Consider the following 25,117-nt stretch of genomic DNA (forward strand, 5'->3'; position numbering starts at 1 on the left):
GAAGAAGCTGTACCAGGGCCAGCGCTGACCCTCGCCGAACACCTTCCGTACACCCTCACAGATCGTCTGAGCCGCTCATGATCGAGATTCCGTCCGACCTCCACCCGGACCTCGTGCCGCTGGCCTTCCTCCTCGGTAACTGGGCGGGTGCGGGAGTCTCCGACTTCCCCGGTGCCGAGAAGTGCAACTTCGGCCAGGAAGTGACCTTCAGCCACGACGGCCGTGACTTCCTGGAGTACGTCTCGCACTCCTGGGTGCTGGACTCCGAGGGCAAGCAGGTCAAGCCGCTGGAGTCCGAGTCCGGTTACTGGCGCATCGACAAGGACCGCAAGGTCGAGATCGTCATGGTCCGCGACCAGGGCATCGTCGAGGTCTGGTACGGCGAGCTGGCGAAGCAGAAGCCGCAGATCGACCTGGTCACGGACGCGGTGGCCCGCACGGCGGCCTCCGGCCCGTACAGCGGCGGCAAGCGGCTCTACGGCTACGTGAACAGCGACCTGATGTGGGTCGGCGAGAAGGCCACCCCCGACGTGGAGCTGCGGCCGTACATGTCCGCGCACCTCAAGAAGGTCGTCACCCCCGAAGAGGTCGCCGCGATGGCGAAGAGCCTCGGGGACATGCCGGACGACGGCATCGCCTTCTTCAAGTAGGCCGTCCCGGCCCCTCCGGCCGGATCCGGCGGGACGGTGCTCGCCCCGCCCTACACTGGGGCTGTGGTGAGCACCGACTGGAAGACCGATCTTCGGCAGCGTGGCTACCGGCTGACGCCTCAGCGCCAGCTCGTCCTGGAGGCCGTGGACACCCTCGAGCACGCGACGCCGGACGACATCCTCTGCGAGGTGCGCAAGACGGCGTCGGGGGTGAACATCTCCACCGTCTACCGGACCCTGGAGCTCCTGGAGGAGCTCGGGCTCGTCAGCCACGCCCACCTCGGGCACGGCGCCCCGACGTACCACCTGGCCGACCGCCATCACCACATCCACCTCGTCTGCCGTGACTGTGCGGACGTCATCGAGGCCGATGTCGACGTGGTCGCCGACTTCACCGAGAAGCTGCGGAACACCTTCGGCTTCGAGACCGACATGAAGCACTTCGCGATCTTCGGGCGTTGCGCCGACTGCGCCGCGAAGGCGGCGGAGGCGGGTCCCGGAGCACCGGGGGAGACCGCCGGCGAGCGGTAGGCCCGGACGGCCCGGCTCGTACGCCGGTGCGGGTCGTACGCTGGTCGCATGAAGAGCCCCTTGCTGTCCCTGCCCGGCGCCGTCCCCGCCGAGGGGCGCGACGAAGGCGTCGCCGCGCACTACGGCGACCTGTTCCGCGAGCAGCGCGCACTCGCCGACGGCAGTGGCCTGGTCGACCTCTCGCACCGCGGCGTCGTCACGGTCTCCGGCGACGACCGGCTGACCTGGCTGCACCTGCTGCTCACCCAGCACGTCAGCGACCTGGCGCCCAACCAGGCGACCGAGGCGCTGATCCTCTCGGCCAACGGGCACATCGAGCACGCCCTCTACCTGGTCGACGACGGCGCGACGGTGTGGATGCACACCGAGCCGGAGACCCAGGGCGAGCTGATCGCCTATCTGGAGTCGATGAAGTTCTTCTACCGGGTGGAGGTCGCCGACCGCACGGAGGACTTCGCCGTCGTGCACCTCCCCGCCGGTTCCATCGCCGAGGTCCCGGACGGCATCGCCGTACGGGAGACGGCACACGGCCGTGACCTCTTCCTGCCCCGGGGCGACCTGGAGGCGTACGCGGCGGCGCACGGCCCCGTGGCCGGCATCCTGGCCTACGAGGCGCTGCGCATCGAGGCGCACCGCCCGCGTGTGGGCTTCGAGACCGACCACCGGACGATCCCGCACGAGCTCGGCTGGATCGGTACCGCCGTCCACCTCCAGAAGGGCTGCTACCGGGGGCAGGAGACCGTCGCCCGTGTCCACAACCTGGGGAAACCGCCGCGCCGCCTCGTCTTCCTGCACCTGGACGGCAGCGAGGTCCACCTGCCCGGCCACGGCACGCCGGTCCGGCTCGCGGCCGACGGTGAGGAAGGCCGCCAGCTCGGGTTCGTCACCACGTCCGCCCGTCACCACGAGCTGGGGCCGATCGCCCTGGCCCTGGTGAAGCGGAACGTCGCCGTGGACGCGGAACTCATCGCCGGTGACACGGCTGCGGCCCAGGAGACGGTCGTCGAGCCGTAGGAGCCCTACGCACCGCCGTCCAGCCGGGCCGCTCGCGGTGCTAGACCTCGACCAGCACGGTGAACGGGCCGTGGTTCGTGAGCGAGACCCTCATGTCCGCTCCGAACCGGCCCGTCTCCACCTGGGCGCCGAGCGCACGCAGCTGGGCCACGACCTCGTCGACCAGCGGCTCCGCGATCTCGCCCGGCGCGGCGGCGTTCCACGTGGGCCTGCGGCCCTTCCTGGCGTCCCCGTAGAGAGTGAACTGCGAAATGACCAAAAGCGGTGCATTCACGTCCGAGCAGGACTTCTCGCCCTCCAGGATCCGCAGGGTCCACAGCTTGCGGGCGAGCTGTGCCGCCTTCTCCGCCGTGTCGCCGTGAGTGACCCCCACCAGCACACACAGCCCCTCGCCGACGATTTCGCCGACCGTCCCGGTCCCCGGGGAATCGTCCGCGGCGTCCGCGACGGTGACGCTCGCGCCGTCCACTCTCTGTATCACTGCACGCATACAGACCAACCTATCTTGGGCTGAACGGGTACAGAGCACCTGCGTGAACACCCTGCGTAGTGGCACCATGCACGATGTCGGTGTGCCGACGCACCGGTCGAGGGGACGGAACATCATGACGACACGTGGAACCGGGCCATCACCCGGTGCCGTACCAGTGACACGTACATCCGGCAGTCTGCGGCCACCGGTGCAGCGGACCGTCGAGGCTCCCGGCCAGCTCTCCGCGCCACCCGTGCAGCTGCCGGGTGCGGTGTCCGTGCCGGGGCAGACCGGTGGCGGAGCGGGGGAGGGCCTGGCCTCCCTCCGCGCGCAGCCGGAGTTCGGCGGGCTGGGGCTGCCGGACCTGCGCACCCGGCGGCGTGAGGCGCAGCGTGACGAGGCGGACCTCAGCTACGTCCGCCGGCTCGTCCAGGGCCGGATCGACATCCTGCGGGCCGAGCTGGCGCGCCGAGGGGGTCCCCAGTCGCCCGTGGTGGACCGGCTCTCGGAGATCCTCGCCGACACCCCGTCCGTGCACCGCTCCTCGGTGCGGCACGTCACCCTCACCACGCCACGCAGCGACGAGTACCGGCAGCTCGCGGACGACACGCTCGCGGAGGTCGAGCTCTCCGACCTCGACGCCCGTACGGACGAAGAGCTGCTCACCGCCATGGGGCGGCTCGTCCGCTACGAACGGCAGGTCTCCCGGCGCCGTCACCGGCTCCAGCGGACCGTCGACGATTGCAGCGCGGAGATCGCCCGCAGGTACCGTGACGGAGAAGCACAAGTAGAGGACCTGCTCGCCTGAGGTGACCCTTCCGGGGGCGGGTCACGCCCGTCCCCGGAAGGCCGCCACCCCATGACCTCCTCCATAGCCTCCTCCGCCCCGCGCCCGTCCTCGTCGCCTGTGCTCCCGGTGCTCGCCGAGGTGGTGCGGTCCGGTTTCACCGAGGGCCACCACCGGGGGTCGCTGGTGGTCCTGGCCGCGGACGGCAGCGTCGAGCTCGCGCTCGGCGATCCGGCGGCGCCCGTCTTCCCCCGCTCGTCCAACAAGCCGATGCAGGCCGCCGCGATCCTGCGGGCCGGGCTCGACCTCTCCGGGGAGCGGCTGGCGCTCGCCGCCGCGAGCCACTCGGGCGAGGCCTTCCACCTGGAGCTGGTGCGCACGATGCTCGCCGAGCACGGACTGAAGCCGGACGACCTCCAGACCCCGCCCGACCTTCCGCTGGACCCCGTCGAGGCGGAGGCGTACCTCGCCGCCGGGGGAGTGCGGGAACCGCTCACGATGAACTGCTCGGGCAAGCACGCGGCGATGCTCGCCGTCTGCGTACGCAACGGCTGGGACACGGCGGGCTATCTCGACCCGGCGCACCCGTTGCAGCGGCTGGTGGGCGAGGTGGTCGCGGAGGCCGCGGGCGAGCCGGTCGCGGCGGTCGGCACGGACGGCTGCGGGGCGCCGCTGATGGCGATCGGGCTGGTGGGCCTGGCGCGGGCGTTCCGCTCGTTCGTGCTGGCCGAGCCGGGCACGGCGGAGCGCCGGGTCGCGGACGCGATGCGGGCGCACCCGGAATACGTCGCGGGTACCCGGCGGCCGGACACCTGGCTGATGCGGGAGGTGCCGGGCGCGCTCTCCAAGATGGGCGCGGAGGCGGTCCAGGCGCTGGCGCTCCCGGACGGCAGGGCGCTCGCCTTCAAGATCGACGACGGTGCGACACGCGCCCTGGGGCCGGTGCTGGCCCGCTCGCTCGGGCTGCTGGGCATCGAGGGCCCGGTGGTCTCCCGCATCGGACGCGTGCCGCTGCTGGGCGGCGCGGCCGAGGTCGGCGAGGTCCGGGCGGCGTTCTGAGGGAAGGGCCCAGGCAGCGGCGGCGGCGTTCTGAGGGGCCCGGGCAGGGGCGGCGGCGTTCTGGGAGCCCAGGCCGGGGCGGCGGCGTTCTGAGGAGCCCAGGCAGCGGCGGCGGCGTTCTGAGGAGCCCAGGCCGGGGCGGCGGCCGGAAAAGCGCGCGACATCCCGGGCCGCCTGTGCCTAGCGTGGGCCGTATGAGCCTCGATCCGCGTACCGTCTCCGCCGCCGAGTTCCCCGACTGGATACGTGCTGTGGGCACCGGGTTCCTGAGGTCGGATGCGGTGCCGGAGGAGGAGGTCGCGGTGCGGCTGGCCCACACCGATCTCGCCCGCGTCCAGGGGGTGTTCGATGCCGGGCGGTGCGTGGCCACCTTCCGGTCGTTCGCACAGGAGCTGACCGTGGTCGGCGGCGCCACGGTGCCGGCCGACGCGATCACCGGCGTGACGGTGACCCCCACGCACCGCCGCCGCGGGCTGCTCGGCCGGATGATGGCCGCGGACCTGGCGGCGGCGAAGGAGCGCGGCGACGTGGTCGCCTCGCTGATCGCGGCGGAGTACCCGATCTACGGACGGTACGGCTTCGGCCCGGCCTCCTGGACGACCGAGTGGGAGATCGACGTGCCCCGCGCGGGTCTGGACCCGCGCGCGAGGGTCCCCTCCGAGGCGGACGGCGGGCGGATCGAACTGGTCGACGGAGCCGACGTGCGCAAGCTGGGACCCGAGCTCCACGGGCGGCTGGCGGCGAGGCAGCACGGCGTCGTCTCCCGGGACGAGCGCTGGTGGCAGCGCAGCACCGGGGTGGACGTCCCGGCGGCCGACGCGTGGAAGGAGCCCTTCCACGCGGTGTACCGGTCGGCGGACGGAGAGACGGACGGCCTGATCACCTATCGCGCCGACGACCACTGGGGCGACCGCAAGCAGCCGCTCAACACGGCGAGGGTCGCCGGCATGATCGCGGCAAGCCCGGAGGCCGAGCGCGCCCTGTGGCGGTTCGTCTGCTCCATCGACTGGATCACCACGGTCCGTACCGGCTACCGGGCCCCCGACGACCTGCTCCCGCTGCTCCTCCCGGATCCGCGCGCCGCCCGTCCCGTGACCCAGGCGGACTGGCTGTGGCTGCGCGTCCTGGACGTTCCCCGCGCCTTGGAGGCGCGTACGTACGCGAGCGAGGCCGCCCTGGTCCTGGAGGTCCAGGACGCGTCAGGTCTGTCGGGCGGCCGTTTCCTGCTGGAGGCGTCCCCGTCCGGGGCTTCCTGTACGCCCACGACCCGGGGAGCGGATCTCGCCCTGGACGTCGCGGAAGTGGGCGCCCTGCTCCTGGGCGACGAGTCGCCGGTGCGCCTGGCTGCGCTGGGGCGGCTCGACGAGCACCGGGCGGGAGCGGCGGCGCTGGCGGACACCGTGTTCAGGGCGCCGCGCCGGGCGTGGTGCCCGGACGTCTTCTGACCCCCCGGCCCCGGTTTCTCGCCCTGTCCGTCCGGCGACGGCTCAGAGGCGCGCGAACCTGAACGCGCCCGCGCCGCCGCCCATCTGCAGCCACAGGTGGCCCGGTTGCTCGACCAGGCGCAGGGCGACCGGGTACCGGCCGGGGGGGCAGCCGGCCCTCGAAGCGGTGCGTGCGGCCGTGGAAACCCGGGGATAAGTCGCCCACGATCTGGCCTCTCGTCTCGACGCCACGCCGGAGCCGGATCGTCGGGCGGCAGATCGCGGGCGGCTTCCCGGCGGGTCACTTCTTGAGGAAGTCCAGGAGGTCCCTGTTGAACTTCTCCTTGTCGCCCGGGACGAGCGCGATGCCGTGGGACCCGCCCTCGTACACCTTGAGCGTGGCGTTCGGCACCAGCTTCGCGGTCTTGCGGCCGGTGGCGTCGATCGGCACCACCTGGTCGTCGTCGCCGTGGACGACGAGCGTGGGGATGTCGAACTTCTTCAGGTCCTCGTGGAAGTCCGTCGAGGCGAAGGCGTCCACACAGTCCACGCCACCCTCGATGGTCTGTGCCATTGCCATGTACCAGAAGGCGTCCTTGTTGCCCTGGGTGACCTTGTTGCCGTCCCGGTTCGCGCCGAAGAACCCGACGGCCGTGTCCTTCCAGAACTGCGAGCGCTCGGTCAGGATGCCCTTCTTGATGTCGTCGAAGACCGACTGGGGCACCCCCTCGGGGTTGTCCGGCCCCTGGAGCATCAGCGGCGGGACCGCGGAGAGCAGGACGGCCGACTTGATCCGCTCGGTGCCGTGCCGGCCGATGTAGCGGGCCAGCTCGCCGCCGCCCATCGAGTGCGCGACCAGGGTGACGTCCCGGAGGTCGAGCTGCGTGATGAGGTCGTTGAGGTCGTCGGCGAAGGTGTCGAAGTCGTAGCCGTCGTACACCGGGGTGGAGCGGCCGTGGCCGCGGCGGTCGTGGGCGATGCCACGGAAGCCCGCGTCCGCCACCGCCTTCAGCTGGTCCTGCCAGGCGTCGCCGTTCAGCGGCCAGCCGTGGATGAAGACCACGGGGCGGCCGTTGCCCCAGTCCTTGTAGAAGATGTCGACACCGTCGCGGGTCGTGCAGATCGGCATGACGTACCTTTCGGCTCTGTGACAGCCCGGCCACCAGGGGGTGGCCCGCATCGGACGGGCTCACCGGGTGGGCCTGGCCCGCCGGGCACGGGCGGGGCGCACGTTTCTCCGCCCCCATCCCATCTTCCACACCATGACAAAGGGCGCATGTCGGGCCGCCGCAGGTCATCGGGCCCCCGGCGAGCCCGTGCCACCTGCGACCAGGCCGGGGGTGCCCTGGCGGGCGGCCGTGCCGCACACACGGTCGCCGCTGCCGCCTCCATGGCCGGGGCGCGGACAACTTCTCTGCGCTGAGGCGCAGTTGTAGCTTTGCGCCATGACGCGTGAGCGCACGGCGACGAACGGCGGTGGCGGGCGCCCCGCCGCGGAGCGGGTGGCCGGGGTCCTGCGGACGCGCATCCGTGACGGCGTGTTGCGGGCAGGGGAACCCGTGCCGACCCACGCGGCCCTGGCCGAGGAGTTCCGCGTCGAGCGGAGCGTGATCAGGCAGGCACTCCGGATGCTGCTGGGGGAGGGGCTGCTCACCGTGACCGGCCGGGGCGTTCCCGCCCGCGTCGCCTCGGGCGCCGTGCTGCGGCATTCGCTGACGGCCCTGGGCCGGACCCGGGGCATCGACGTCGAGGTGTCGGTCCGGGCCCTGCCGTTCACTCCGCCCATGAAGCTCTACCTGCTCAACGGGGATGAAGCGCTGTTCGCCCACTGCTCCGTGGGGCAGCGGACCGAGGAGACCGACGGAACCCCGGTCGGGACGGCCGAGGTGCTGGGCGCCGACCCGGCTCTTCGGTTTCGCGCGCTCGTCCGGCCGGGCGCAGGACGTGGCGTTCGTCGAGCAGTCGCAGCGGTGGTTCGACGGTCTGTGGTCCACCGTCGCGACGGACCTGCGGGACTGAGCCCCTCCGCCGCCCGGACCCGTTCCGCCGGCGTGGACCGCCGGCGGAACAGGTCTCAGTCGCCAGGCGCGAACAGCAGGGCCAGGACGAGTGCTCCGGCGCAGGCGAGGTTCGCGTTGCCGACCTTGAGGCCGAAGCTCAGCAGGGTGACACCGACGGTGCCCATGACGCCGTACTTCCACTGAATGATCTGCTCGAGGCCCAGGGTGAACAGGGGCATGGTGGTCACTCCTTCCCAGGTGCGGGACAGGCGCGGACGCGCCTCTGGGTGGGGGAGACCGGCGACTTCGCGCGACGCTGCGCAAGAACCGAACAACTGCCGTACAAGTCCCCCGTTTTGACTTGTCGTACTTATTCCGCTGTCGGGCGCGCCGCAAACTTGTCTGGTTATTTGGTTAGTTGTAGGTTCTGTGGACATCGGGCGTCATGGTTGTGCGTGGCATCTGACCATGTCGGTACGGAAGTTGTAGGGTTGCGGTGTGACAAGTCATGGTTCCGCCCCGCGTGATGCCAAGTTCCAGTACCTCTGGGTCGCAGACGAGCTGCGCAAGGAGATCAACAGCGAGGCGCACAGGCCCGGCGAGCGCCTCCCGACGCAGGAGGAGCTGGCCACGCGCTTCGGTGTGTCACGCGCGACGGTCAACCAGGCGCTCTCCCTGCTGCGCAAGGAGGAGCTGATCGTCACCCGGCAGGGGAGCGGGTCCTTCGTGGCGTCCGAGCCCGGGGAGCCCGCGCAGGTGCCGGGGCCCTCCAGGAGCCCGGAGAGCAAGGTGTGGGCCGTCGTCTCCGAGCGCGTGCCGCCCGTGCTGCTCAAGCCGTATCTGGTGGAGGCGTTCGAGGCCAACGTGGTCAAGCTCGACGTCTTCTCGATGACCACCGAGTCGCTCGCCGCCCGGGTCGTCGACCAGAAGGACCGCATCGTCGCCGGCGAGATCAGCCCGCCCCGCAGCATCACGGCCCGGCTGCTGCTCCCCGACACCGACTCCTCCGCCCTGGCGATCCCCCGGCAGATCTCGGGGGAGGACGATCCACGGGTGCGCCAGCGGCTCGGCGGCATCCTGCGGAGCCATGTGACGATGCTGCGCTCCGCCCTCTACGAACTCCGCAGGCTCAAGCTGGTGGAGGAGGTGGCGGTGCAGGTGCGGGTGGTCCCCTTCGCGCCCCAGATGAAGCTGTACATCCTGAACAACCGCGTGGTGCTCCAGGGCTTCTACGTCCCGGAGGAGGGCACGGCGACCCTGGAGGACGGCGAGGAGGTGGCGACGTACGACGCGTACGGCACCGGCGCCACGCTGTATCCCTTCCGGGCCTCGGCCGACTCCACGCCCGAGCAGGCCGGGGTGGTGCGGGCGGCGAAGAAGTTCTTCGACGCCAACTGGGAGAACCTGGCCACGAAGGTGACGTTCTGACCGTGCATGGTACGACGACCCCGCCGGCGGGCACCGCGCACAGGACCGACGACATGACTGCCGAGCCCGGAGACGCCTCCGGGGCCGCCGCGCTCCTTGCGGCGGCGGAATGCGTCCTCTTCGACTTCGACGGCCCTCTGTGCCGTCTGTTCGCCGCCCGCCCGGCCGCCGGGGTGGCGGCCCGGCTGGCCGAGGAGCTGCGCGCGTCCGGATGCGACCCCGAGGTGCTGGCCGCGAGGACGGACGACCCGCTGGCCCTGCTCCAGGAGGTCGCCAAGCACCACGGCGACGGCCCGGTGACGGCCCACGCCGAGCGGCTCCTCACGGCGGAGGAGGCCGAGGCGGCTGCCGGGGCCACGCCGACGGAACACGCGCTGGAGCTGATCGGCGCCCTCGGCTCAGGAGGCTGGAAGCAGGCCGTCACGACCAACAACTCGCCCGTGGCGGTGGTCCGTTTCCTCCGCCGGCACGACTCCTCCGCCCTGGTGGCCGAGCACATCCACGGGCGTACGTCCGACCCCGCGCTCCTCAAGCCCGATCCCCACTGCCTGGTCCGCGCCCTGGAGTCGACCGGCACGGTCGCCGCGGCGGCCGTGATGATCGGGGATTCGCCCGCGGACTGCCTGGCCGCCAAGGCGGTCGGTGTACCGTTCATTGGCTATGCGGTGAATGAGCGCAAGCGCCGGGCGCTCGAGGACGTCGGTGCCCGGTGCTCGGTGCGCTCGCTGAAAGGTCTGCTGGAGACGGCGCGGCAGCGTGTGCGGTCGAGGGAGCCGGGAGCGGGGCCGCTGACGGCCGGGGTCCACGGGTAGAGGCAGCATCTGCCCGTGCGGGGACCGGCCCGGTGGTCGCTCGCGGCCCCGTTCACGGTCGAGGGAGCAGGCGGTGACAGTCGCCACCACGGTGGACATGCGCGGGTATCCGAGGGGCCGCCCCGGCCCGGTCTCCGACGGTACGGCCATCGAGGGCCCGTACAGAGGGCACTACCGCGAGACGTACGTCTTCGCCCTGCCGGGCGGCCCGCTGCGGTGCAAGGTGCACGAACCGCGTTCGGAGCTCTTCCGGTTCGACCGTACGAGCTTCGTCTCCGAGGACCGGCTGCTCCTGGACCTGCGGGGCCGGGTGAGCCGGATACCCGAGATCACGGTCCTCGACGAACACGTCCTGCTCCAGGGGTTCATCGAGGGGCGCACGCTCGGCAGGAGCCTGGCCGGGACGCTCTCCGCCCGTCATGCCGGGCAGCTGGGGCAGCTCTTCGGCGAGCTGGTGGCCCTCGACGCCGGTTCGATCGGTGCGCGACGGCTCCACGAACCGGCGGACCCGCCGGCCGACGGGGACACGGGCGCCTTCCTCGGCAGCCTGATCACTTTCACGGAACAGCAGGTCTACCGCCTCCACCAGGACCGCTTCGGCTCGCTCTTCCACGAACTCGGCGTCCGGGCAGAGGCGTTGGACGCGCTCAGGGGACGGGCGCGTGCCTTCACCGGCCGGCCGTTCACGCTCGTCCACGGCGATCTGCACCGGCTGAACTTCGTCGTGGACGCGGCGGACGATCTCTGGACCATCGACTGGGAGCTCGCCGTCGTCGGTGATCCGCTGTACGACCTCGCCACGCATCTGCACCTCATGCGGTACTCCCCCCAGGAGGCCGGCCGGACCGCCCGCCTCTGGGCCGGTGCGGTGGAGAGCGTACGGCCGGAGTGCGCGAGGGGCTGGCGGGAGGACCTGGGGACGCTCCTGGCGTACAAGCGCGTCCAGTCCGTCTACACCGATGTGATCCGCGGGGCCATCGCGCTGGAGCAACCGGGAGCCGGGCCCCTCCTGGGCCGGCTCCCGGTGATCGCGCACCGGGTCCGCGAGGTGCTGTCGCGGGCCCGGGTGCCGCTCGGTCTGGACGCGGTCCCCTCGCTCCGCCGGGTCATGGGCGCGTACGCCCGCTGGATCCAGGGCCCGGCCTCCGGCGTCAGCGGGTCCGCGTCCTGAAGAGCACCCGCGACAGGGCCACCGACACCACGAGGACCCCGGCCGCCCATGTCAGTGCGAGCCACGGGGTGTCGCCCACCGGCTGGTCCAGCAGCAGGCCGCGCAGCGACTCGATGGCCGGGGTGACCGGCTGGTGCTCGGCGAAGCCGTGGAGCCAGCCCGGCATGGTGTCGACGGGGACGAACGCGCTGCTCGGATAGGGCAGGAACGACATGAAGAAGGTGAACCCGCCGGCCGCCTCCGGAGTGCGGGCGAGCAGGCCGATGGCGGCCGAGAGCCACGACAGGGCCACGATGTACGCGAGCAGCACCGCGGCGACGGCGAGCCAGCCGGCCGGGGTGGCGGCGGGGCGGAAGCCGATGAGCACGGCGACGCCGAACACCAGCGTGGTGGAGACCAGGTTGCGTACGGTGCTCGCCACCACGTGCCCGGCCAGGATGGACGTGCCGTCGATGTCCAGGGAGCGGAAGCGGTCGATGATGCCGCCCTTCATGTCCTCGCTCACCGCGACGGCGGTGGTGGCCGAGCCGAAGCCCGCGCAGAGCAACAGGACGCCGGGGACGACGTACATGACGTACGAGTCGTGGGCGCCGCCGGTGTCGATCGCCCCGCCGAAGAAGTAGACGAAGATCAGCATCAGCAGGACCGGCAGCATCATCGAGGTGATGACGGCGTCGACGTTGCGACGGCTGACGAGGAGGCTGCGGCCGGTCAGGACCGTGGCGTGCGTGAGGATTCCGGGTGCGTCAGACATGGGCCGGTGCCTCCGTGGTGCCGGTGGTGAGGGCGAGGAACACGTCGTCGAGGGTCGCGCTGTGCAGGGAGAAGCGCTCCACGTCGGTGCGGTGCGGGTCGATGTCGTCGAGCAGGGCGCGCGCGTGGGCGGCCGTCCCGTCCGTGGGGATGCCGAGCGTGAGGGTCTCGGGGGAGTGGTGGACCGCGCGGGTGGCGAGCCGGAGGTAGGCCTCGCGGCTGCTGAGGACGAGGTCCATGCGGTGTCCGGCGACCCGCGACTTCAGGGTGGCCGGGGTGCCCTCGGCGACGATCCGGCCCTTGTCCAGGACGGCGACGCGGTCGGCGAGCTGGTCCGCCTCCTCCAGGTACTGGGTGGTGAGCAGCACCGTCGCGCCTCGGTCCGCGAGCTCGCGGACCACGTGCCACAGTTCGCGGCGGCTGCGCGGATCGAGGCCGGTGGTGGGTTCGTCGAGGAAGAAGACACCGGGTTCGGGTGAGCCGACCAGACCCGCCGCGAGGTCCAGGCGGCGCCGCATCCCGCCGGAGTACGTACGGACCTGGCGGCGGGCGGCGTCGACGAGGCCGAAGCGGGTGAGGAGCTCGTCGGCCCGCTGCCGGGCCCGGGGGCGGCCCAGCCCGGTCAGCCGGGCCATCATCCGGAGGTTCTCCTCGCCCGTCAGCGTCTCGTCGACGGCGGCGAACTGCCCGGTCAGGCTGATGACCCGGCGCACCCGGCGCCGGTCCGCGACGACGTCGTAGCCGGCGATGCGTGCCGAACCGGAGTCGGGTGTCGTGAGGGTGGAGAGGATGCGCACCGTCGTCGTCTTGCCGGCGCCGTTGGGGCCGAGCAGGGCGTGGATCCCTGCGCGTGCGACGCGCAGGCCGACACCGTCCAGGACGCGGACCCCGGCGCCGGGTTTTCCGTAGGACTTGGTGAGGCCGTGTGCCTCGATCATGACGTCGTCGTTCACGGTGATCCCCCTTGTGCGTATGGCATACGCGTTACTGCGTAAGCATTACGCAAATCTAGGATGGTGGCAAGCCAGTACTGCGGAAGGCGGCTTCGGGTGTCGGAGAACAACAGCGCGTCGGGCGGTACGGGCCTGCCGGCCAGCATCGAGGCCGCGTGGGGGCTGCGGGAGCGCCCGGTCAAGGGGCCGAAGCCCGGCCTCACGCTGGACCGGATCGTCGACGCGGCCGTGGCGGTCGCCGCCTCGGAGGGTCTCCAGGCCGTCTCGATGGGCCGGGTCGCCAAGGAACTGGGCGCCTCCACGATGGCGCTCTACCGCTATGTCTCCGCCAAGGAGGAGCTGTACCTCCTCATGCAGGAGGCCGCCATGGGCGCCCCCTCGCCGCTGCCCGCGCTGGAGGACGGAGCGGGCTGGCGGGAGGCGCTGAGGCAGTGGGCCTGCGCGCAGCGCCGGATGTTCCAGCGCAACCTGTGGTCCCTGCGCATCCCGATCTCGGGTCCGCCCGCCAGCCCGCACTCGGTCGCGTGGTGGGAGCAGGGACTCCAGGCGATGGAAGGCACCGGGCTGAGCGAGGCCGACAAGATCTCCGTGATCCTCCTGATCTCGGGACACGTGCGGAACGAGGCCCTGCTGATGAGCGACATCGCGGCGGCCGTCGAGGCGAAGGGTGTCCCGCCCCGGGAGGTGATGGCGCAGTGGGAGCGGACGGTGCGACGGCTCGTGGACCCCGTACGCCACCCCGCGTTGACCCGGCTGCTGGACGCCGGGGTCATGGACGAGCCCGACGCACCCGACTACGACTTCGTCTTCGGGCTGGAGCGGCTGCTCGACGGTGTCGAGGTGCTGATCCGGAAGGACGAGCCGTCATGACCACCCGGAAGCCGGGCCTGCGCGAACGCAAGAAGCAGCAGACGTACGAGGCCGTCTCCGAGGCGGCGATCACCCTGTTCCTGGAGCGGGGCTTCGAGCAGGTCTCGGTGGCGGAGGTGGCGGCCGCGGCGGACATCTCGAAGCCCACGCTGTTCCGGTACTTCCCGGCCAAGGAGGACCTGGTCCTGCACCGGTTCGCCGACCACGAGGACGAGTCGGCCCGCGTCGTCGCCGGCCGCCCCGACGGCACCACCCCCCTGGAGGCGCTGCGCCTGCACCACCTGGAGGGCCTGGACCGCCGGGACCCGGTCACCGGGCTCTGCGACGTCCCCCAGGTGCTGGCCTACCACCGGCTGCTCTACGGGACGCCGTCACTCGTGGCCCGCATGTACGCCTACCAGGGCCGGTCGGAGGCCGCGCTCGCCCGGGCCCTGGACCCCGCCGGTCCGGTACCGGCGCAGCTCGCGGCGGGCCAGATCATCGCCGTACTGCGGATCCTGGCGATGGAGAACTGGCGGCGGATCGACGCGGGCGAGACCGCCGACGAGGTGCACGACGACGCCGTGGCGGCGGCCGGCGTCGCCTTCCGGCAGCTGGAGGACGGCCTGCGCGGCGCGGCTCCTGGCACCCCGAGGTGACCGGCGGGGGGCCGGCGGCGGGGCAGACCGCTCCACGGTGTCCCCGCCCCGCAGGGCGGCAGAGCATCCGCCGTGGCGCCGCACGCGGTCTGCGGGGCGCCGCGGTTCAGGGCGCTCCCCGTGTGGCGGGCGCGGGCCTCCCTCCCAGGAGGAGGCCGAACGGGCTGTGCAGATCAGCCGGTTCGCGGAAACGTATGCCGGTCATGCCGAGTGCGACAGCCGCCTCGACGTTCTCCTCGCTGTCGTCCACGAAGAGGCACCGGTTCTCCGGCACTCCGGCCCGTGCGGCGGCGATCCGGTAGATGGCCGGGTCCGGCTTGGCGACCCCTTCCACCGCACTGCTGACCACGTGGTCGGCCAGGTCGGTGAGTCCCAGAGCCGCGAGGTCCTCGTACAGCCGGGGCGTGGCGTTGGTGACCAGCACCAGCGGGACCCGGGACTTGACCCGGCGCAGCAGAGCCACCACGGCCGCGTCCGCCCGGAACGGGGCTTCGGCCAGTGCCCGGCCCAGCTCTCGTGCCCTCGCATGCCCGACCCGCTCGGCGAGGCTGAGCGCGACGGCTTCGATCCACTCCTCCTGGGTGATCCGGCCCAGGAGGAACGGGAGGTCGACCTCGGGCGCGTACGCCACTGCCTCGGTGGTGCCCACCGGCAGTCCTGCGGCACATTCGAGGGCGGACAGGCCGGAGACGTCGTAGAAGCGGATGACGTTGTCGACGTCGCACAGCACCGCTTCGCAGGTCCCATGTCGCGCGCCCATGTCTCGCCCCCTTGTCTCGCCCCCTTGTCTTCACTCTTCGGCCGGCATGTCCAGGGCTGTGCCGTACAGCCGCGACACCCGGATCCGGAGCACCACGCGTTCCTCGGCCACCGCCTGCGCGAGAAAGGCCTGTTCCTCCGCCGGGTCGTCGAAACCCGGTGTCAGGGACAGTAGTTCACGGCCCACCGCGTCACCGGCGCGGACGGACTTCTCCGAGACCTCGGCCTCGCCCTCGGCCACGGCGAACGACCAGACGTCGCCGCCCTGCACGTGCAGCGAGGCGTGGGGGTCGCGGCGCAGCATCCGGGTCTTGAGGCGTCCGGCGGTGGTGGAGACGCGCACGACCCGCTCCCCGGCGTCCCAGCGGTACAGCACCGTCGACAGGTGCGGATGGCCCGTGCCGCGTACGGCGGCGAGTACCCCGAACTGCTGCGCGGCGAGGATCTGTGACGCTTCCAGGCCGGTGAGGGCGCGGGGCGCGGGTCCGCTCTGCGGCTCGGTCGTCCCGGGCGCTTCGGTGGTGTTCATGTGGTGCTCCTTCAGTGGCTGGCGCGGGAGGAGGAGGGGCGCAGGACCAGGAACGCCACGGCGAATGCGGCCACGAGCAGGCCGGTGCCGACCGTGAAGGCGAGCTGGTAACCGCCGGCCAGCGATTCAGCCCTGCCGTGGCCGGTGGTGAGCATCCGCTCGGTGCGGGATGCCGCGAGGGTGGTCAGTACGGCGACGCCGATGGCCATGCCGATCTGCTGGGTGGTGTTGAAGAGCCCCGAGGCGAGCCCGGCGTCGTCCTCGCCCGCGCCGGACATGCCGAGTGACGTCAGCGCGGGCAGCGCGAGCCCGAAACCGGCCGCCAGCAGCATCACGGGGAGCACGTCGGTGACGTACCGGGCGTCCACGGGGAGCCTGGTGAGGAAGCCGAGGGCGGCGGTCAGCAGGACGATCCCCGTCAGGAGGACGGCGCGTTCGCCGAACCGGGCGTTCAGCCGGGCCGACACACCCAGGGAGACGCCTCCGATGACGACGGCGGCCGGGAGCAGGGCGAGGCCGGTCGCGGCGGCGCCGTAGCCGAGGACGTTCTGCAGGTGCAGGGCGACGATGATCTGGAACGAGAACATGGCGGCCACCATGAGGGCCTGCACCAGATTGGCTCCGGCGACGCTGCGGGACCGCAGGACGCGCAGGGGCATGAGCGGGGTCCGGGCGGTCGCCTGACGGACGACGAAGCCGGCGAGGAGCGCGAGGGAGACCGCCCCGAGACCGAGCGTGTGCAAGGAGACCCAGTCGTGCTCCTCCACCTTGACCACCGTGTAGATGCCCAGCATCAGGCCGGCCGTGACGAGGGCGGCGCCGATCGCGTCGGCGCCCGCCGCGAGCCCGATGCCCCGGTCGGAGGGCAGGGCCCTGCGGGCGGCCAGCAGGGTCGCCACACCGATCGGCAGATTGATGAAGAAGATCCAGTGCCAGCTGAGGGCGTCGGTCAGCACGCCGCCGAGCACCTGCCCGATCGACGCGCCCGCCGCCCCCGTGAACGAGAACACGGCGATGGCCCTGGCCCGTTCGCGTGGCTCGCTGAACAGAGTGACGAGGATGCCGAGGGCGACGGCGGAGGCCATCGCGCTGCCGACGCCCTGGAGGAAGCGGGCCGCGATGAGCACCGCGGGGGTGGTGGCCGCGCCCGCCAGCAGGGAGGCGACCGTGAACACGGCGGTCCCGGCCAGGAACATACGCGTACGGCCGATCAGGTCGCCGAGCCGGCCGGCGAGCAGGAGCAGGCTGCCGAAGGCGATCAGGTAGGCGTTGACCACCCAGCTGAGACCCGCGGACGTGAACCCCAGATCGCGCTGGATGGCGGGCATCGCCACGGTGACGATGGAGCCGTCGAGGGTGAGCGTCAGCACGCCTGAAGCGATCACCCCGAGGGCGAGCGCGCGGTTGCGGGCGGCCGGCTCGGGTGCGGCGGCGTGGGTCGGCCCGGGTGTGCCCGTGCTGGGCGTGTCGGGTGTGCTCGGCGGGCCGGAGATCTCGCAGGGGGCGTCGACGGTCATCGGTCTTCTCCTGTCGGAAGGTCCACAGGAGTGACCGTAGCAGATGGTTTTGTTGCAGACTATATTTTACGGATCCTCTTGCTGTGCTTACTCCGGTCCCTGTTCGCCCGTACCTCGCGGGTCACTTCTGGCCCTGGCGTGCGCGCCGCACCGGGCGCGGGTTCTCGGCGGGGGTGGCCAGGTGGCCCGTGGCCAGCAGGCCGAGGATGCGCACCAAGGCCTCGCGATCGCCGTCGGGGAGTGCTCCCAGCGCCTCTCTGTGCACCCGGTCGACGATCTCCTGGCTCCGCACGGCGATCTCGGCCCCCTTCTCGGTGACGGCGATGATCCTGGCGCGCCGGTCGTGGCTGGAGGGCCGGCGTTCGGCGAGTCCCGCACTCTCCAGGGCGTCCACCGTCACGACCATCGTGGTCTTGTCCATGTCGCCGATCTCCGCGAGCTGGATCTGTGTGCGCTCCTCCTCCAGGGCGTGGACCAGGACGCAGTGCATGCGCGCCGTCAGCTCGATCTCGGCGAGGGCGGCGGCCATCCGGGTCCGCAGGACATGGCTGGTGTGGTCGAGGAGGAAGGACAGGTCGGGCGCGGTGTTCGCGGGAGTCAGGGCGGTCATGTCCGCCAGGGTAACAATTAGTACCGTGGCGGATCGTCCGGAAGGGGACGTTATTCCGGCAGCTCCCGCCGGACCAGCGCCCGCGCGAACGGCTCCCCGGAGGTCTCCGCGTACGCCATCCGCTCCTTCACCTCGCGCAGGGTGCGCGGGCGGTAGCCCGGGCCGCCGCAGCAGCTCTTGTGGAAGCGGACGCCCGCGTTCAGCACGACCGACAGGGCGCGCCACGCGGAGGTGTCCCGCCGCCGCGGAGGAGCGAACGCGGACCCGGCATGGATCAGCGTGCCGGCGCACCGGGGGCAGACGCGGTGCTGCCGCTCCGGGTCGTAGGGCTGCTTGTGCGAGGCCCTGCACGGAAGGCAGACGTACGAGGTCTTGGCGGGGGGCATGTGGGCAGGGTAGGCGGCGGCGGGGTGACGGATCGACCGGTTTTCGCGGGCGCACGGCGGGTGGTTCGGCCCCACGCTCCCGCCGCGCGCCGCATCACCCGGCAGCGGTCCGCCGCCTGCGCCGCATGCGCCCCATCCGGCTCCGCAGTCCCGGTCTCCGGCGCCGGGCGGGGCCGGTCCGTGAAGCCGCCGCGCCGCGACCGGTCTCCCGCGGCCGGCCGGGCGAGAGCGGCGGGGCCCTGCGCTCGGCCTGCGCCCTGATCTCGTGGTGGGGCGGTCACCCTGAAGGCCTCGTCGTACGCCGCCGTCGAGGCGGCGACGGCCGCGCCCGTGGTGCCGCGCAGCCGGACTCGGTTCATCGCCCGGTGCGCGGGCCGCGCGCGTCACCGTTGACAGGTCTGGCTACTGCTATTAGCTTTGAGCTAACTACATTAGCCAGATGGGGGACGTCATGACCGAGCACCTTGCCGTCGACGGCGGCACGATCGCTTACGAGGTGACGGGCTCCGGCCCGCTGATCGTTCTCGCGCACGGCATGGGGGACAGCCGCGCCGCGTACCGGGCGATGGTCCCGCAGCTGGTGGCGGCCGGATACCAGGTCGCCGCGGTCGACATGCGTGGCTGCGGCGAGTCCAGCACGGGCTGGCCCGAGTGGAGCCGTACCGCCGTCGCGGGCGATCTGCTCGCCGTGGTCCGCCACCTCGGCGGCCCTGCCGTGCTCGTCGGCCACTCGTTCTCCGGCGGCGCTGCGACCATCGCCGCGGCGACGGAGCCCTCGCTGGTCACCGCGGTCGTGGAGTTGGCGCCGTTCACCCGCAAGCAGTCGGTCGGCCTCGGCGATCTGCGGGTGAAGCGGTTCCGGCGCGGCATGCTGCGACTGCTCGGGGCGGGTCTGTTCGGCAGCGTCCCGCTCTGGCTCTCGTACGTCGACGTGGCCTACCCGGGTGTGAAACCGGCCGACTGGGCCGGACGCCTCGGCCGCATCGAGTCCCTGCTCCGCGAGCCGGGCCGGATGAAGGCCCTGCAGGGCATGGGCCGGAGCGCCCCGGCCGACGCGGGTGCCCAGCTCGGCAACGTCCGCTGCCCCGTTCTGGTCGTGATGGGCACGCTCGATCCCGACTGGGCCGACCCGCATGCCGAGGGCTCGGCGATCGTCGGTGAGCTGCCGTCCGGCCTCGGTCACCTGGAGATGGTCGAGGGCGCCGGGCACTACCCCCACGACCAGTTCCCCGACCAGGTGGCCGCGCTCGTGCTGGCCTTCCTCCGCCCGGACGCCGCTCGTGCCTAGGGCGGGCCTGGACACGGCCACCGTCGTCGCGGCCGGTGCCGCCCTCGCCGACGAGGTGGGCATCGCCCGTCTGACGATGGGTCTGCTGGCGGAGCGGGTGGGAGTGCGTACGCCGTCGCTGTACAAGCACGTACGCGGCCAGGAGGACCTCAACCGGCGTATCGCGGCCCTGGCGTTGAGCGAGGCCGCCGACGCCGTCGGCGGCGCGGTCCAGGGGCGGGCGGGCCGCGACGCGCTGGCGGGCGCGGCCCGCGCCTTCCGCGCCTTCGTCCTGGAGCACCCCGGCCGGTACGCCGCGACGGTAGGTATGGAAGCCACCGGCCCCGATGATCCGCTGGCCGTCGCCGGGGAGAGGCTGCTCGGCGCGTTCACGGCGGTCCTGCGCGGCTACGAGATCGCGGAGCCCGATGTGGACCACGCCCTGCGTATGCTCCGCAGCCTCTGCCACGGCTTCTCCACCTTGCAGGCGGCCGACGGCTTCCGGTGGAGCGCGGACGTCGACGAGAGCTTCGAGTGGCTGATCGCCTTCGCCGACAGAGGCCTGCGCGCCTTGTGAGGTGCGGGTGGGGGAGGGTCGGCGCGCCCTGAGGTGCTGTGACGGAGGTGCCTGGGTACCCCCCCCCCGTGAGGTGCCGGTGAGGGCGGTGGGCCTGGCACCTCCCGTGCGGTGCGCCGATGGGCCTGGCACCTCCCGTGAGGTGCGCCGATGGCGGAGGGCTGTCCCGGCACGGCTGTCCCGGCACGGCTGCCCCGGCACGGCTGCCCCGGCACGGCTGTCCCGGCGCGGGCGCCCCGGCGCGGGCGCCTCCGCCACCGGGGTGTCCTTCCCCTACGGCGTCACGCCTTCCCGCCGGCATCCCGGGCCGCGCGCTCCACCCGGCTCCGGTGGGCCTCCCACCACGCTGCGTCGCCCGGCGGGATGCTGTCGTTGCCCTTGTTCATCCCCACGGCGCCGTCGATGAGTTCGCGCACGATGTCGGCGTGCCCCGCGTGCCGGTGGGTGTCCCCGATCACGCGGACGACCGCGTGGTGCAGGGTCACCCCGGCCCTCTCGGCCGGCCACCAGGGAACCTTGCCGACGGTGTCCAGCGGCAGGGCTTCGATCGTCGCGTCCGCGTGTGTCCAGGCCCGGCGGTACAGCCCCACCACCTGCTCACGCGACTCGTCGGCGGTGGCCCACATGTCCGCGTTGTCCTCGGCCCCCTCCTCGACCCAGGGGAGCGCTTCGCCGGACGGCCGGCCGAAGGTGTCGCCGAGGTAACCCAGCTCCACACTGGCGACGTGCTTCACCAGGCCCAGGATGTTGGTGCCGGTCGGGGTCAGCGGGCGCCGGGCGTCGTACTCGGAGAGCCCTTCAAGCTTCCACAGCAGGGCGTCGCGCGCCGACTGCAGGTAGAAGAGCAGGTCGGCCTTGGGATCCGTGATCGTCATGGGGGAGAGTCTGCCGTCCGGGCGGACCTTTGCGACGGGATTTTCACGGTGTGCGGATGGCCGCATCCCGGTGGCCACGTGGCAGGCCGCAGAGGAGTTCGCGTGCCACGCGTGTGGGCCACTCTGCCCGGACGGCTGGGGTGCAGGGCGGAAGCCGCTCAGCCGTCGACGGCCGCCGCGATCCGCCGGGCGGCCTGGGCGGGTGTGAGGTGCGTGGTGTCGACGACCTCGGCCTCGTCGTGCAGCCAGGTCCGGGCGGCCTCGGCGTAGGGCTCCAGGTATCGGAGCCGGAACGGCGAGTCGGGGCCGAGGACGGTGTCTCCCGCGATGCGACCGCGGAGGGTCTCCTGGTCGGCGTGCAGGACGAAGTGCCGCACCGGGATGGAGTGACGGGCGAGCCCCGCGCTGATCTCGCGCCAGTACTCCTCGACCAGGACGGTCATGGGCATCACCAGGGTGCCGCCGGTGTAGTCGAGTACCCGGCGGGCGGTCTCGACCACGAGCGGCCGCCACGGCGGCCAGTGCTGGAAGTTGTCCGTCCCCGGCAGCCCGGGCGTGATGTCCATGAGCGTCTCGCCGACCTTCTCGGCGTCGAACACCCGCGCATCCGGGAGAAGCGGCTGTACGAGAGCGCTGGTCGTCGTCTTGCCCGCGCCGTGCGTGCCGTTGAGCCATACGATCATGCGCCCGACGCTAACCCCGGACGGGTTCCGGATGTGGCACGGAAGGGGCACGGCGGACGATCGTCACGCAAGGGGCCCGGCGTACGGTCGTACGGAAGGCGAGTCGTACGGAAGGCGAGTCGTGCGCTCCCGCCGGTGCCGCTCCGGGTGCGGCCGTCACCGCTCGGTCACGCCATGGTGCGAACACTTTTGCAAGCAGGCGCTTGCAAAAGTTAGCAAGGGTGGGGCACCATCGAGGCATGGCATCACTCAACGTCGGCAATCTCGGCGAGTACCTGCGTGAGCAGCGGCGTACCGCGCAGCTCTCCCTGCGGCAGCTCGCCGACGCCGCCGGAGTGTCCAATCCGTATCTCAGCCAGATCGAGCGCGGTCTGCGCAAGCCGAGTGCCGAGGTGCTGCAGCAGGTCGCCAAGGCCCTGCGTATCTCCGCCGAGACGCTGTACGTGCGGGCCGGGATCCTCGACGAGCGGGAGCGGGAGGAGCTGGAGACGCGGGCGGTCATATTGGCCGATCCGTCGATCAACGAGCGGCAGAAGAGCGTGCTGCTGCAGATCTACGACTCCTTCCGCCGGGAGAACGGTTTCGATGTCGCGCCCGACACCGGCTCCGAGTCCCACGGTGCCGTGGACGCGGAGAGCAGAATCGATGCCGACGCGGAAAGCGGTGCCGCCGAAGCGAACGGTGCCGGTCCGGGTGCTCGCGGCCCCCGTACGGCCGACGGCAGTGATGCAGACCCACCCCTGAACTGAAACCGATGATCCGGGAGGACCCCAGTCATGGCCATCACCGATGACCTGCGTAAGACCCTCACCGACCCCACCCCCCTCTATTTCGCGGCCGGCACGGCCGACCTCGCCGTGGAGCAGGCGCGCAAGGTGCCGGCGCTGATCGAGCAGCTGCGGGCCGAGGCGCCCGAGCGGATCGAGGCCGTGCGCAACACCGACCCCAAGGCCGTGCAGGAGCGTGTCGCCACGCAGGCCAAGGAGGCGCAGGCCAGCGTGCAGGCGAAGGTCAGCGAGGTCTTCGGGGCGCTGGACACCGACCTGAAGAAGCTGGGCGAGACCGCCCAGGACCTGGCGCTGCGGAGCGTGGGTGTGGCCGCCGAGTACGCGGTCAGGGCCCGGGAGACGTACGAGAAGGTCGCCGAGCGGGGCGAGAACACCGTGCGGACCTGGCGCGGCGAGACCGCCGACGAGATCGTGGAGATCGCCGCGGTCGTCGAGGCGGAGCCGAAGTCCGTGCCGAAGCAGAAGTCCGACGTCGCCGCGAAGCCGGTCACTCCCGTGAAGCCGGTGACCTCCGCGAAGCCGGCCACCCCGGTGGCGAAGAAGAGCGCGCCGAAGCCCGTGGAGTCCAAGGCCGCGCCCGCCGCGAAGAAGACCGCTCCCGCGCGCAAGCCCGCCGCGAAGAAGACCACCCCGCCCTCCGCGAAGTAGGCGGAAGCGGTCCGAGGAGTACCGGAAGAACGGGCCGGGCACCTTTGAGGGTGCCTGGCTCGTTGTCCCGGTACCTTGGCCGCGAGGCGCTCATCCACTGACTAGGCGGTGCTCACCGTGTTGCTCGAAGCTTTCGGCTCGTTCCTCCAGCTGCTGTATCTGGCCATGCTCGTGCTGGCGGTGGTCGCGCTGGTCTTCGCCGTGACAGCGCGCGAGGACGCCTACCGGGCCGCCGACAAGCAGAAGAAGTCGTTCTGGTTGATCATTCTCGGGGTCACCGTCTTCGTGAACCTCGTCATCCCGATCCTGTTCCTGCAGATCGCGGGCGTGATCGCGTCCATCGTCTTCATGGTGGACGTGCGACCGGCGATCAAGGCCGTGTCGGGCGGGGGCGGCCGGCGGGGAGGCTCCAGCAGCGACGGGCCGTACGGCCCCTACAACGGCGGGCGCTGAGCGCCCGCCGCCGAGGCGGCACCGGGGCGGGAGCGCGACGCGTTCCTGCCCCTTCGGCGTATCCGGGCCTCGTCACGTTCCAGCAGGAGGACCGCCACGTCGTCGGTCAGCTCGCCGCCGTTCAGCTCGCGCACCTGGGCGACCGCGGCCTCCAGCAGGGCCTCGCCGCCGAGCCCCTGGTCCAGCCGGCCGTTGATCATCGCGACCATCCCGTCCTGGCCCAGCCGCTGGGTGCCCTCCGGGCCGACGCGGCCCTCGATCAGCCCGTCGGTGTACATCATGAGGCTCCACGAGCCGCCCAGCTCGACCTGGCGGCGCGGCCACCGGGCGTGCGGCAGCAGCCCGAGCGCCGGGCCGCCGTCCTCGTACGGGAGCAGGTGTGCCGCGCGGCCCTGGCGGGCGATGAGCGGCGCGGGGTGGCCCGCGATGCACAGTCCCGCGCGGCGGCCGTCGGGGGCGATGTCGACGGTGCAGAGCGTCGCGAAGATCTCCTCGCTCTGCCGTTCGTGCTCCAGGACCTGCTGCAACGTGGAGAGCAGGGCGTCGCCGCAGAGTCCGGCCAGGGTCAGTGCCCGCCAGGCGATGCGCAGCTCGACGCCGAGTGCCGCCTCGTCGGGCCCGTGACCGCAGACGTCGCCGATCATCGCGTGGACCGTGCCGTCGGGGGTGCGGACCGTGTCGTAGAAGTCGCCGCCGAGCAGGGCGCGGCTGCGGCCCGGCCGGTAGCGGGCGGCGAAGGCGAGGTCGGAGCCTTCGAGGAGGGGCGTGGGCAGCAGCCCGCGTTCCAGCCGGGCGTTCTCCTGGGCCCGCAGCCGGGACTCGGTCAGCTGGTGCTGGGCGATGTCCGCGCGCTTGCGCTCCACGGCGTACCGGATGGCACGGCTGAGGAGGCGTCCGTCCAGCTCGTCGCGGAAGAGGTAGTCCTGGGCTCCTACCCGTACGGCCTCGGCGGCCCGCTCGGCGTCGCCCTCGGCGGTGAGCGCGAGGACGGCGTGCCGCGGGGCGATGCGCAGGACGTGTTTGAGGGTGGCGAGCTCGTCCGGCTGCGCCGTCCCCGCGTCGCGGCCTTCGGCGCGTGCGGCGGCGGACAGGGGAGCCAGTTCGAGGTCGAGATCCAGCAGGATGCAGTCGACGTCGTCGGTGAGCAGGCGTCCCGCCTCGGTGAGGTTGCGGGCGGTGCGGACACGGACCCGCGCGCCGGTGGTGGACGACAGCTCGGGAACGGTGAAGGTGCCCGAAGGGTCGCCCTCGATCACCAGGAGCGTGAGGTCGGCGCCATGAGTGGTCTCCGCAGCGGGAACGGCACGTTGCTGCGGTACGGGTACGGGCATCGGTTCGGGTTTCCTTCCCTCCCCCCGAGGGCGCGGCGGGACGACGATCGACGACCCGCCGACGGGGACGATAGCGGTCCGCGCCGGGGGAACGGAATGGCGCCCGGTGATCAGCCTGAGTCGTATGCGCGG

Annotated in this window: 29 protein-coding genes and 1 pseudogene; 17 read left to right on the forward strand and 13 right to left on the reverse strand. The window is 72.1% G+C overall.

Translation table 11 applies throughout. From position 1 onward, the window contains the following. The first annotated feature begins 77 nt into the window (after positions 1-77). From ACFYQ6_RS16555 to ACFYQ6_RS16565, 3 genes are all read left to right on the forward strand, one after another. Positions 78-650, forward strand: a complete 573-nt coding sequence (locus ACFYQ6_RS16555) for an FABP family protein (protein WP_356736729.1) — start codon at positions 78-80, stop codon at positions 648-650. Positions 651-713: 63 nt separating this feature from the next. Next, on the forward strand, positions 714-1,181 hold the full coding sequence (locus ACFYQ6_RS16560) for a transcriptional repressor (protein ID WP_361578526.1): 468 nt from the start codon (positions 714-716) through the stop codon (positions 1,179-1,181). 48 nt (positions 1,182-1,229) lie between these two features. Continuing rightward, entirely contained in the window at positions 1,230-2,195 is a 966-nt protein-coding gene (locus ACFYQ6_RS16565) for a YgfZ/GcvT domain-containing protein (protein WP_388763493.1), read from the forward strand. 40 nt (positions 2,196-2,235) lie between these two features. On the opposite strand, the gene dtd is transcribed toward ACFYQ6_RS16565, so the two are convergent. Next, positions 2,236-2,685 carry a D-aminoacyl-tRNA deacylase gene (dtd, locus tag ACFYQ6_RS16570; RefSeq protein ID WP_361578520.1) on the reverse strand — a complete coding sequence of 150 codons (450 nt, stop codon included), beginning with the start codon at positions 2,683-2,685 and terminating at the stop codon, positions 2,236-2,238. Positions 2,686-2,800: 115 nt separating this feature from the next. Here dtd and ACFYQ6_RS16575 point away from each other — a divergent pair, with 115 nt between their 5' ends. From ACFYQ6_RS16575 to ACFYQ6_RS16585, 3 genes are all read left to right on the forward strand, one after another. Beyond that, a complete protein-coding gene (locus ACFYQ6_RS16575; protein ID WP_361578517.1) occupies positions 2,801-3,475 on the forward strand; it encodes an ABC transporter substrate-binding protein in 675 nt (224 codons plus the stop codon). Positions 3,476-3,526: 51 nt separating this feature from the next. Further along, positions 3,527-4,513: an asparaginase gene (locus ACFYQ6_RS16580; protein ID WP_388763495.1), complete on the forward strand. Its 987-nt coding sequence runs from the start codon at positions 3,527-3,529 to the stop codon at positions 4,511-4,513. Between the two features lie 194 nt (positions 4,514-4,707). Continuing rightward, positions 4,708-5,958 (forward strand): GNAT family N-acetyltransferase, encoded by a 1,251-nt coding sequence (locus tag ACFYQ6_RS16585; protein WP_361578511.1) that lies wholly within the window; start codon positions 4,708-4,710, stop codon positions 5,956-5,958. A gap of 280 nt (positions 5,959-6,238) precedes the next feature. On the opposite strand, the gene ACFYQ6_RS16590 is transcribed toward ACFYQ6_RS16585, so the two are convergent. Further along, positions 6,239-7,066 (reverse strand): alpha/beta fold hydrolase, encoded by an 828-nt coding sequence (locus tag ACFYQ6_RS16590; protein WP_388763497.1) that lies wholly within the window; start codon positions 7,064-7,066, stop codon positions 6,239-6,241. 316 nt (positions 7,067-7,382) lie between these two features. Between ACFYQ6_RS16590 and ACFYQ6_RS16595 the strand changes: the two are divergent. Next, a pseudogene (locus tag ACFYQ6_RS16595) lies at positions 7,383-7,956 on the forward strand (GntR family transcriptional regulator). 55 nt (positions 7,957-8,011) lie between these two features. Here the strand turns inward: ACFYQ6_RS16595 and ACFYQ6_RS16600 are convergent. Continuing rightward, a complete protein-coding gene (locus ACFYQ6_RS16600; RefSeq protein ID WP_356736745.1) occupies positions 8,012-8,176 on the reverse strand; it encodes a hypothetical protein in 165 nt (54 codons plus the stop codon). 259 nt (positions 8,177-8,435) lie between these two features. Here ACFYQ6_RS16600 and ACFYQ6_RS16605 point away from each other — a divergent pair, with 259 nt between their 5' ends. The 3 genes from ACFYQ6_RS16605 to ACFYQ6_RS16615 all read left to right on the forward strand — a co-directional run bounded on the left by ACFYQ6_RS16605 (position 8,436) and on the right by ACFYQ6_RS16615 (position 11,348). Further along, positions 8,436-9,365 carry a GntR family transcriptional regulator gene (locus tag ACFYQ6_RS16605; protein WP_361578502.1) on the forward strand — a complete coding sequence of 310 codons (930 nt, stop codon included), beginning with the start codon at positions 8,436-8,438 and terminating at the stop codon, positions 9,363-9,365. A gap of 53 nt (positions 9,366-9,418) precedes the next feature. Then, complete coding sequence (locus ACFYQ6_RS16610) at positions 9,419-10,177, forward strand: HAD family hydrolase (RefSeq protein ID WP_388763500.1); 759 nt, start codon at positions 9,419-9,421, stop codon at positions 10,175-10,177. 73 nt (positions 10,178-10,250) lie between these two features. Next, positions 10,251-11,348, forward strand: coding sequence for a phosphotransferase family protein (locus tag ACFYQ6_RS16615; protein WP_388763502.1), 1,098 nt, complete (start codon positions 10,251-10,253; stop codon positions 11,346-11,348). On the opposite strand, the gene ACFYQ6_RS16620 is transcribed toward ACFYQ6_RS16615, so the two are convergent. Both ACFYQ6_RS16620 and ACFYQ6_RS16625 read right to left on the reverse strand, forming a co-directional pair. Continuing rightward, positions 11,329-12,102: an ABC transporter permease gene (locus ACFYQ6_RS16620; RefSeq protein ID WP_361578493.1), complete on the reverse strand. Its 774-nt coding sequence runs from the start codon at positions 12,100-12,102 to the stop codon at positions 11,329-11,331. The genes ACFYQ6_RS16615 and ACFYQ6_RS16620 overlap by 20 nt on opposite strands. After that, positions 12,095-13,039 carry an ATP-binding cassette domain-containing protein gene (locus ACFYQ6_RS16625; protein WP_361578713.1) on the reverse strand — a complete coding sequence of 315 codons (945 nt, stop codon included), beginning with the start codon at positions 13,037-13,039 and terminating at the stop codon, positions 12,095-12,097. The genes ACFYQ6_RS16620 and ACFYQ6_RS16625 overlap by 8 nt, the downstream gene beginning before the upstream one ends. A gap of 111 nt (positions 13,040-13,150) precedes the next feature. Between ACFYQ6_RS16625 and ACFYQ6_RS16630 the strand changes: the two genes are divergently transcribed. Together ACFYQ6_RS16630 and ACFYQ6_RS16635 are read left to right on the forward strand one after the other, a co-directional pair. Further along, positions 13,151-13,924 (forward strand): TetR/AcrR family transcriptional regulator, encoded by a 774-nt coding sequence (locus ACFYQ6_RS16630; protein ID WP_361578490.1) that lies wholly within the window; start codon positions 13,151-13,153, stop codon positions 13,922-13,924. Further along, a complete protein-coding gene (locus ACFYQ6_RS16635) occupies positions 13,921-14,562 on the forward strand; it encodes a TetR family transcriptional regulator (RefSeq protein ID WP_361578487.1) in 642 nt (213 codons plus the stop codon). The genes ACFYQ6_RS16630 and ACFYQ6_RS16635 overlap by 4 nt, the downstream gene beginning before the upstream one ends. Positions 14,563-14,668: 106 nt before the next feature. On the opposite strand, the gene ACFYQ6_RS16640 is transcribed toward ACFYQ6_RS16635, so the two are convergent. The 5 genes from ACFYQ6_RS16640 to ACFYQ6_RS16660 all read right to left on the reverse strand — a co-directional run bounded on the left by ACFYQ6_RS16640 (position 14,669) and on the right by ACFYQ6_RS16660 (position 18,363). Continuing rightward, a complete protein-coding gene (locus ACFYQ6_RS16640) occupies positions 14,669-15,322 on the reverse strand; it encodes an HAD family hydrolase (protein WP_388763505.1) in 654 nt (217 codons plus the stop codon). Between the two features lie 30 nt (positions 15,323-15,352). After that, positions 15,353-15,850 carry a TIGR03618 family F420-dependent PPOX class oxidoreductase gene (locus ACFYQ6_RS16645; RefSeq protein ID WP_361578481.1) on the reverse strand — a complete coding sequence of 166 codons (498 nt, stop codon included), beginning with the start codon at positions 15,848-15,850 and terminating at the stop codon, positions 15,353-15,355. Positions 15,851-15,861: 11 nt separating this feature from the next. Next, complete coding sequence (locus ACFYQ6_RS16650) at positions 15,862-17,367, reverse strand: MFS transporter (protein ID WP_361578478.1); 1,506 nt, start codon at positions 17,365-17,367, stop codon at positions 15,862-15,864. Between the two features lie 121 nt (positions 17,368-17,488). After that, entirely contained in the window at positions 17,489-17,977 is a 489-nt protein-coding gene (locus ACFYQ6_RS16655; protein WP_388763508.1) for a MarR family winged helix-turn-helix transcriptional regulator, read from the reverse strand. Positions 17,978-18,027: 50 nt separating this feature from the next. Beyond that, entirely contained in the window at positions 18,028-18,363 is a 336-nt protein-coding gene (locus ACFYQ6_RS16660; protein ID WP_361578472.1) for a deoxyxylulose-5-phosphate synthase, read from the reverse strand. 451 nt (positions 18,364-18,814) lie between these two features. On the opposite strand from ACFYQ6_RS16660, the gene ACFYQ6_RS16665 reads away from it, so the two are divergent. Both ACFYQ6_RS16665 and ACFYQ6_RS16670 read left to right on the forward strand, forming a co-directional pair. Further along, positions 18,815-19,651, forward strand: a complete 837-nt coding sequence (locus tag ACFYQ6_RS16665; protein WP_361578710.1) for an alpha/beta hydrolase — start codon at positions 18,815-18,817, stop codon at positions 19,649-19,651. After that, on the forward strand, positions 19,644-20,207 hold the full coding sequence (locus ACFYQ6_RS16670) for a TetR-like C-terminal domain-containing protein (protein WP_361578469.1): 564 nt from the start codon (positions 19,644-19,646) through the stop codon (positions 20,205-20,207). Before ACFYQ6_RS16665 ends, ACFYQ6_RS16670 begins: the two co-directional genes overlap by 8 nt. 281 nt (positions 20,208-20,488) lie before the next feature. Here the strand turns inward: ACFYQ6_RS16670 and ACFYQ6_RS16675 are convergent, their stop codons facing one another. Further along, entirely contained in the window at positions 20,489-21,082 is a 594-nt protein-coding gene (locus tag ACFYQ6_RS16675) for a DinB family protein (protein ID WP_388763511.1), read from the reverse strand. Positions 21,083-21,240: 158 nt separating this feature from the next. Then, positions 21,241-21,765, reverse strand: a complete 525-nt coding sequence (locus tag ACFYQ6_RS16680) for an AAA family ATPase (protein ID WP_388763513.1) — start codon at positions 21,763-21,765, stop codon at positions 21,241-21,243. A 239-nt stretch (positions 21,766-22,004) separates the two neighbouring features. Between ACFYQ6_RS16680 and ACFYQ6_RS16685 the strand changes: the two genes are divergently transcribed. From ACFYQ6_RS16685 to ACFYQ6_RS16695, 3 genes are all read left to right on the forward strand, one after another. Then, on the forward strand, positions 22,005-22,514 hold the full coding sequence (locus ACFYQ6_RS16685; protein ID WP_356736776.1) for a helix-turn-helix transcriptional regulator: 510 nt from the start codon (positions 22,005-22,007) through the stop codon (positions 22,512-22,514). Between the two features lie 27 nt (positions 22,515-22,541). Continuing rightward, on the forward strand, positions 22,542-23,201 hold the full coding sequence (locus tag ACFYQ6_RS16690; RefSeq protein ID WP_361578460.1) for a hypothetical protein: 660 nt from the start codon (positions 22,542-22,544) through the stop codon (positions 23,199-23,201). A gap of 117 nt (positions 23,202-23,318) precedes the next feature. Then, positions 23,319-23,654 (forward strand): DUF2516 family protein, encoded by a 336-nt coding sequence (locus ACFYQ6_RS16695; protein WP_033298647.1) that lies wholly within the window; start codon positions 23,319-23,321, stop codon positions 23,652-23,654. Here the strand turns inward: ACFYQ6_RS16695 and ACFYQ6_RS16700 are convergent. Beyond that, positions 23,636-24,985 (reverse strand): PP2C family protein-serine/threonine phosphatase, encoded by a 1,350-nt coding sequence (locus ACFYQ6_RS16700; protein WP_388763516.1) that lies wholly within the window; start codon positions 24,983-24,985, stop codon positions 23,636-23,638. The two genes, ACFYQ6_RS16695 and ACFYQ6_RS16700, sit on opposite strands and share 19 nt — an antisense overlap. Between the last annotated feature and the right edge of the window lie 132 nt (positions 24,986-25,117).

This window comes from Streptomyces sp. NPDC005494 (genome assembly GCF_042872025.1).
In the GTDB taxonomy this organism is placed as follows: Bacteria; Actinomycetota; Actinomycetes; order Streptomycetales; family Streptomycetaceae; genus Streptomyces.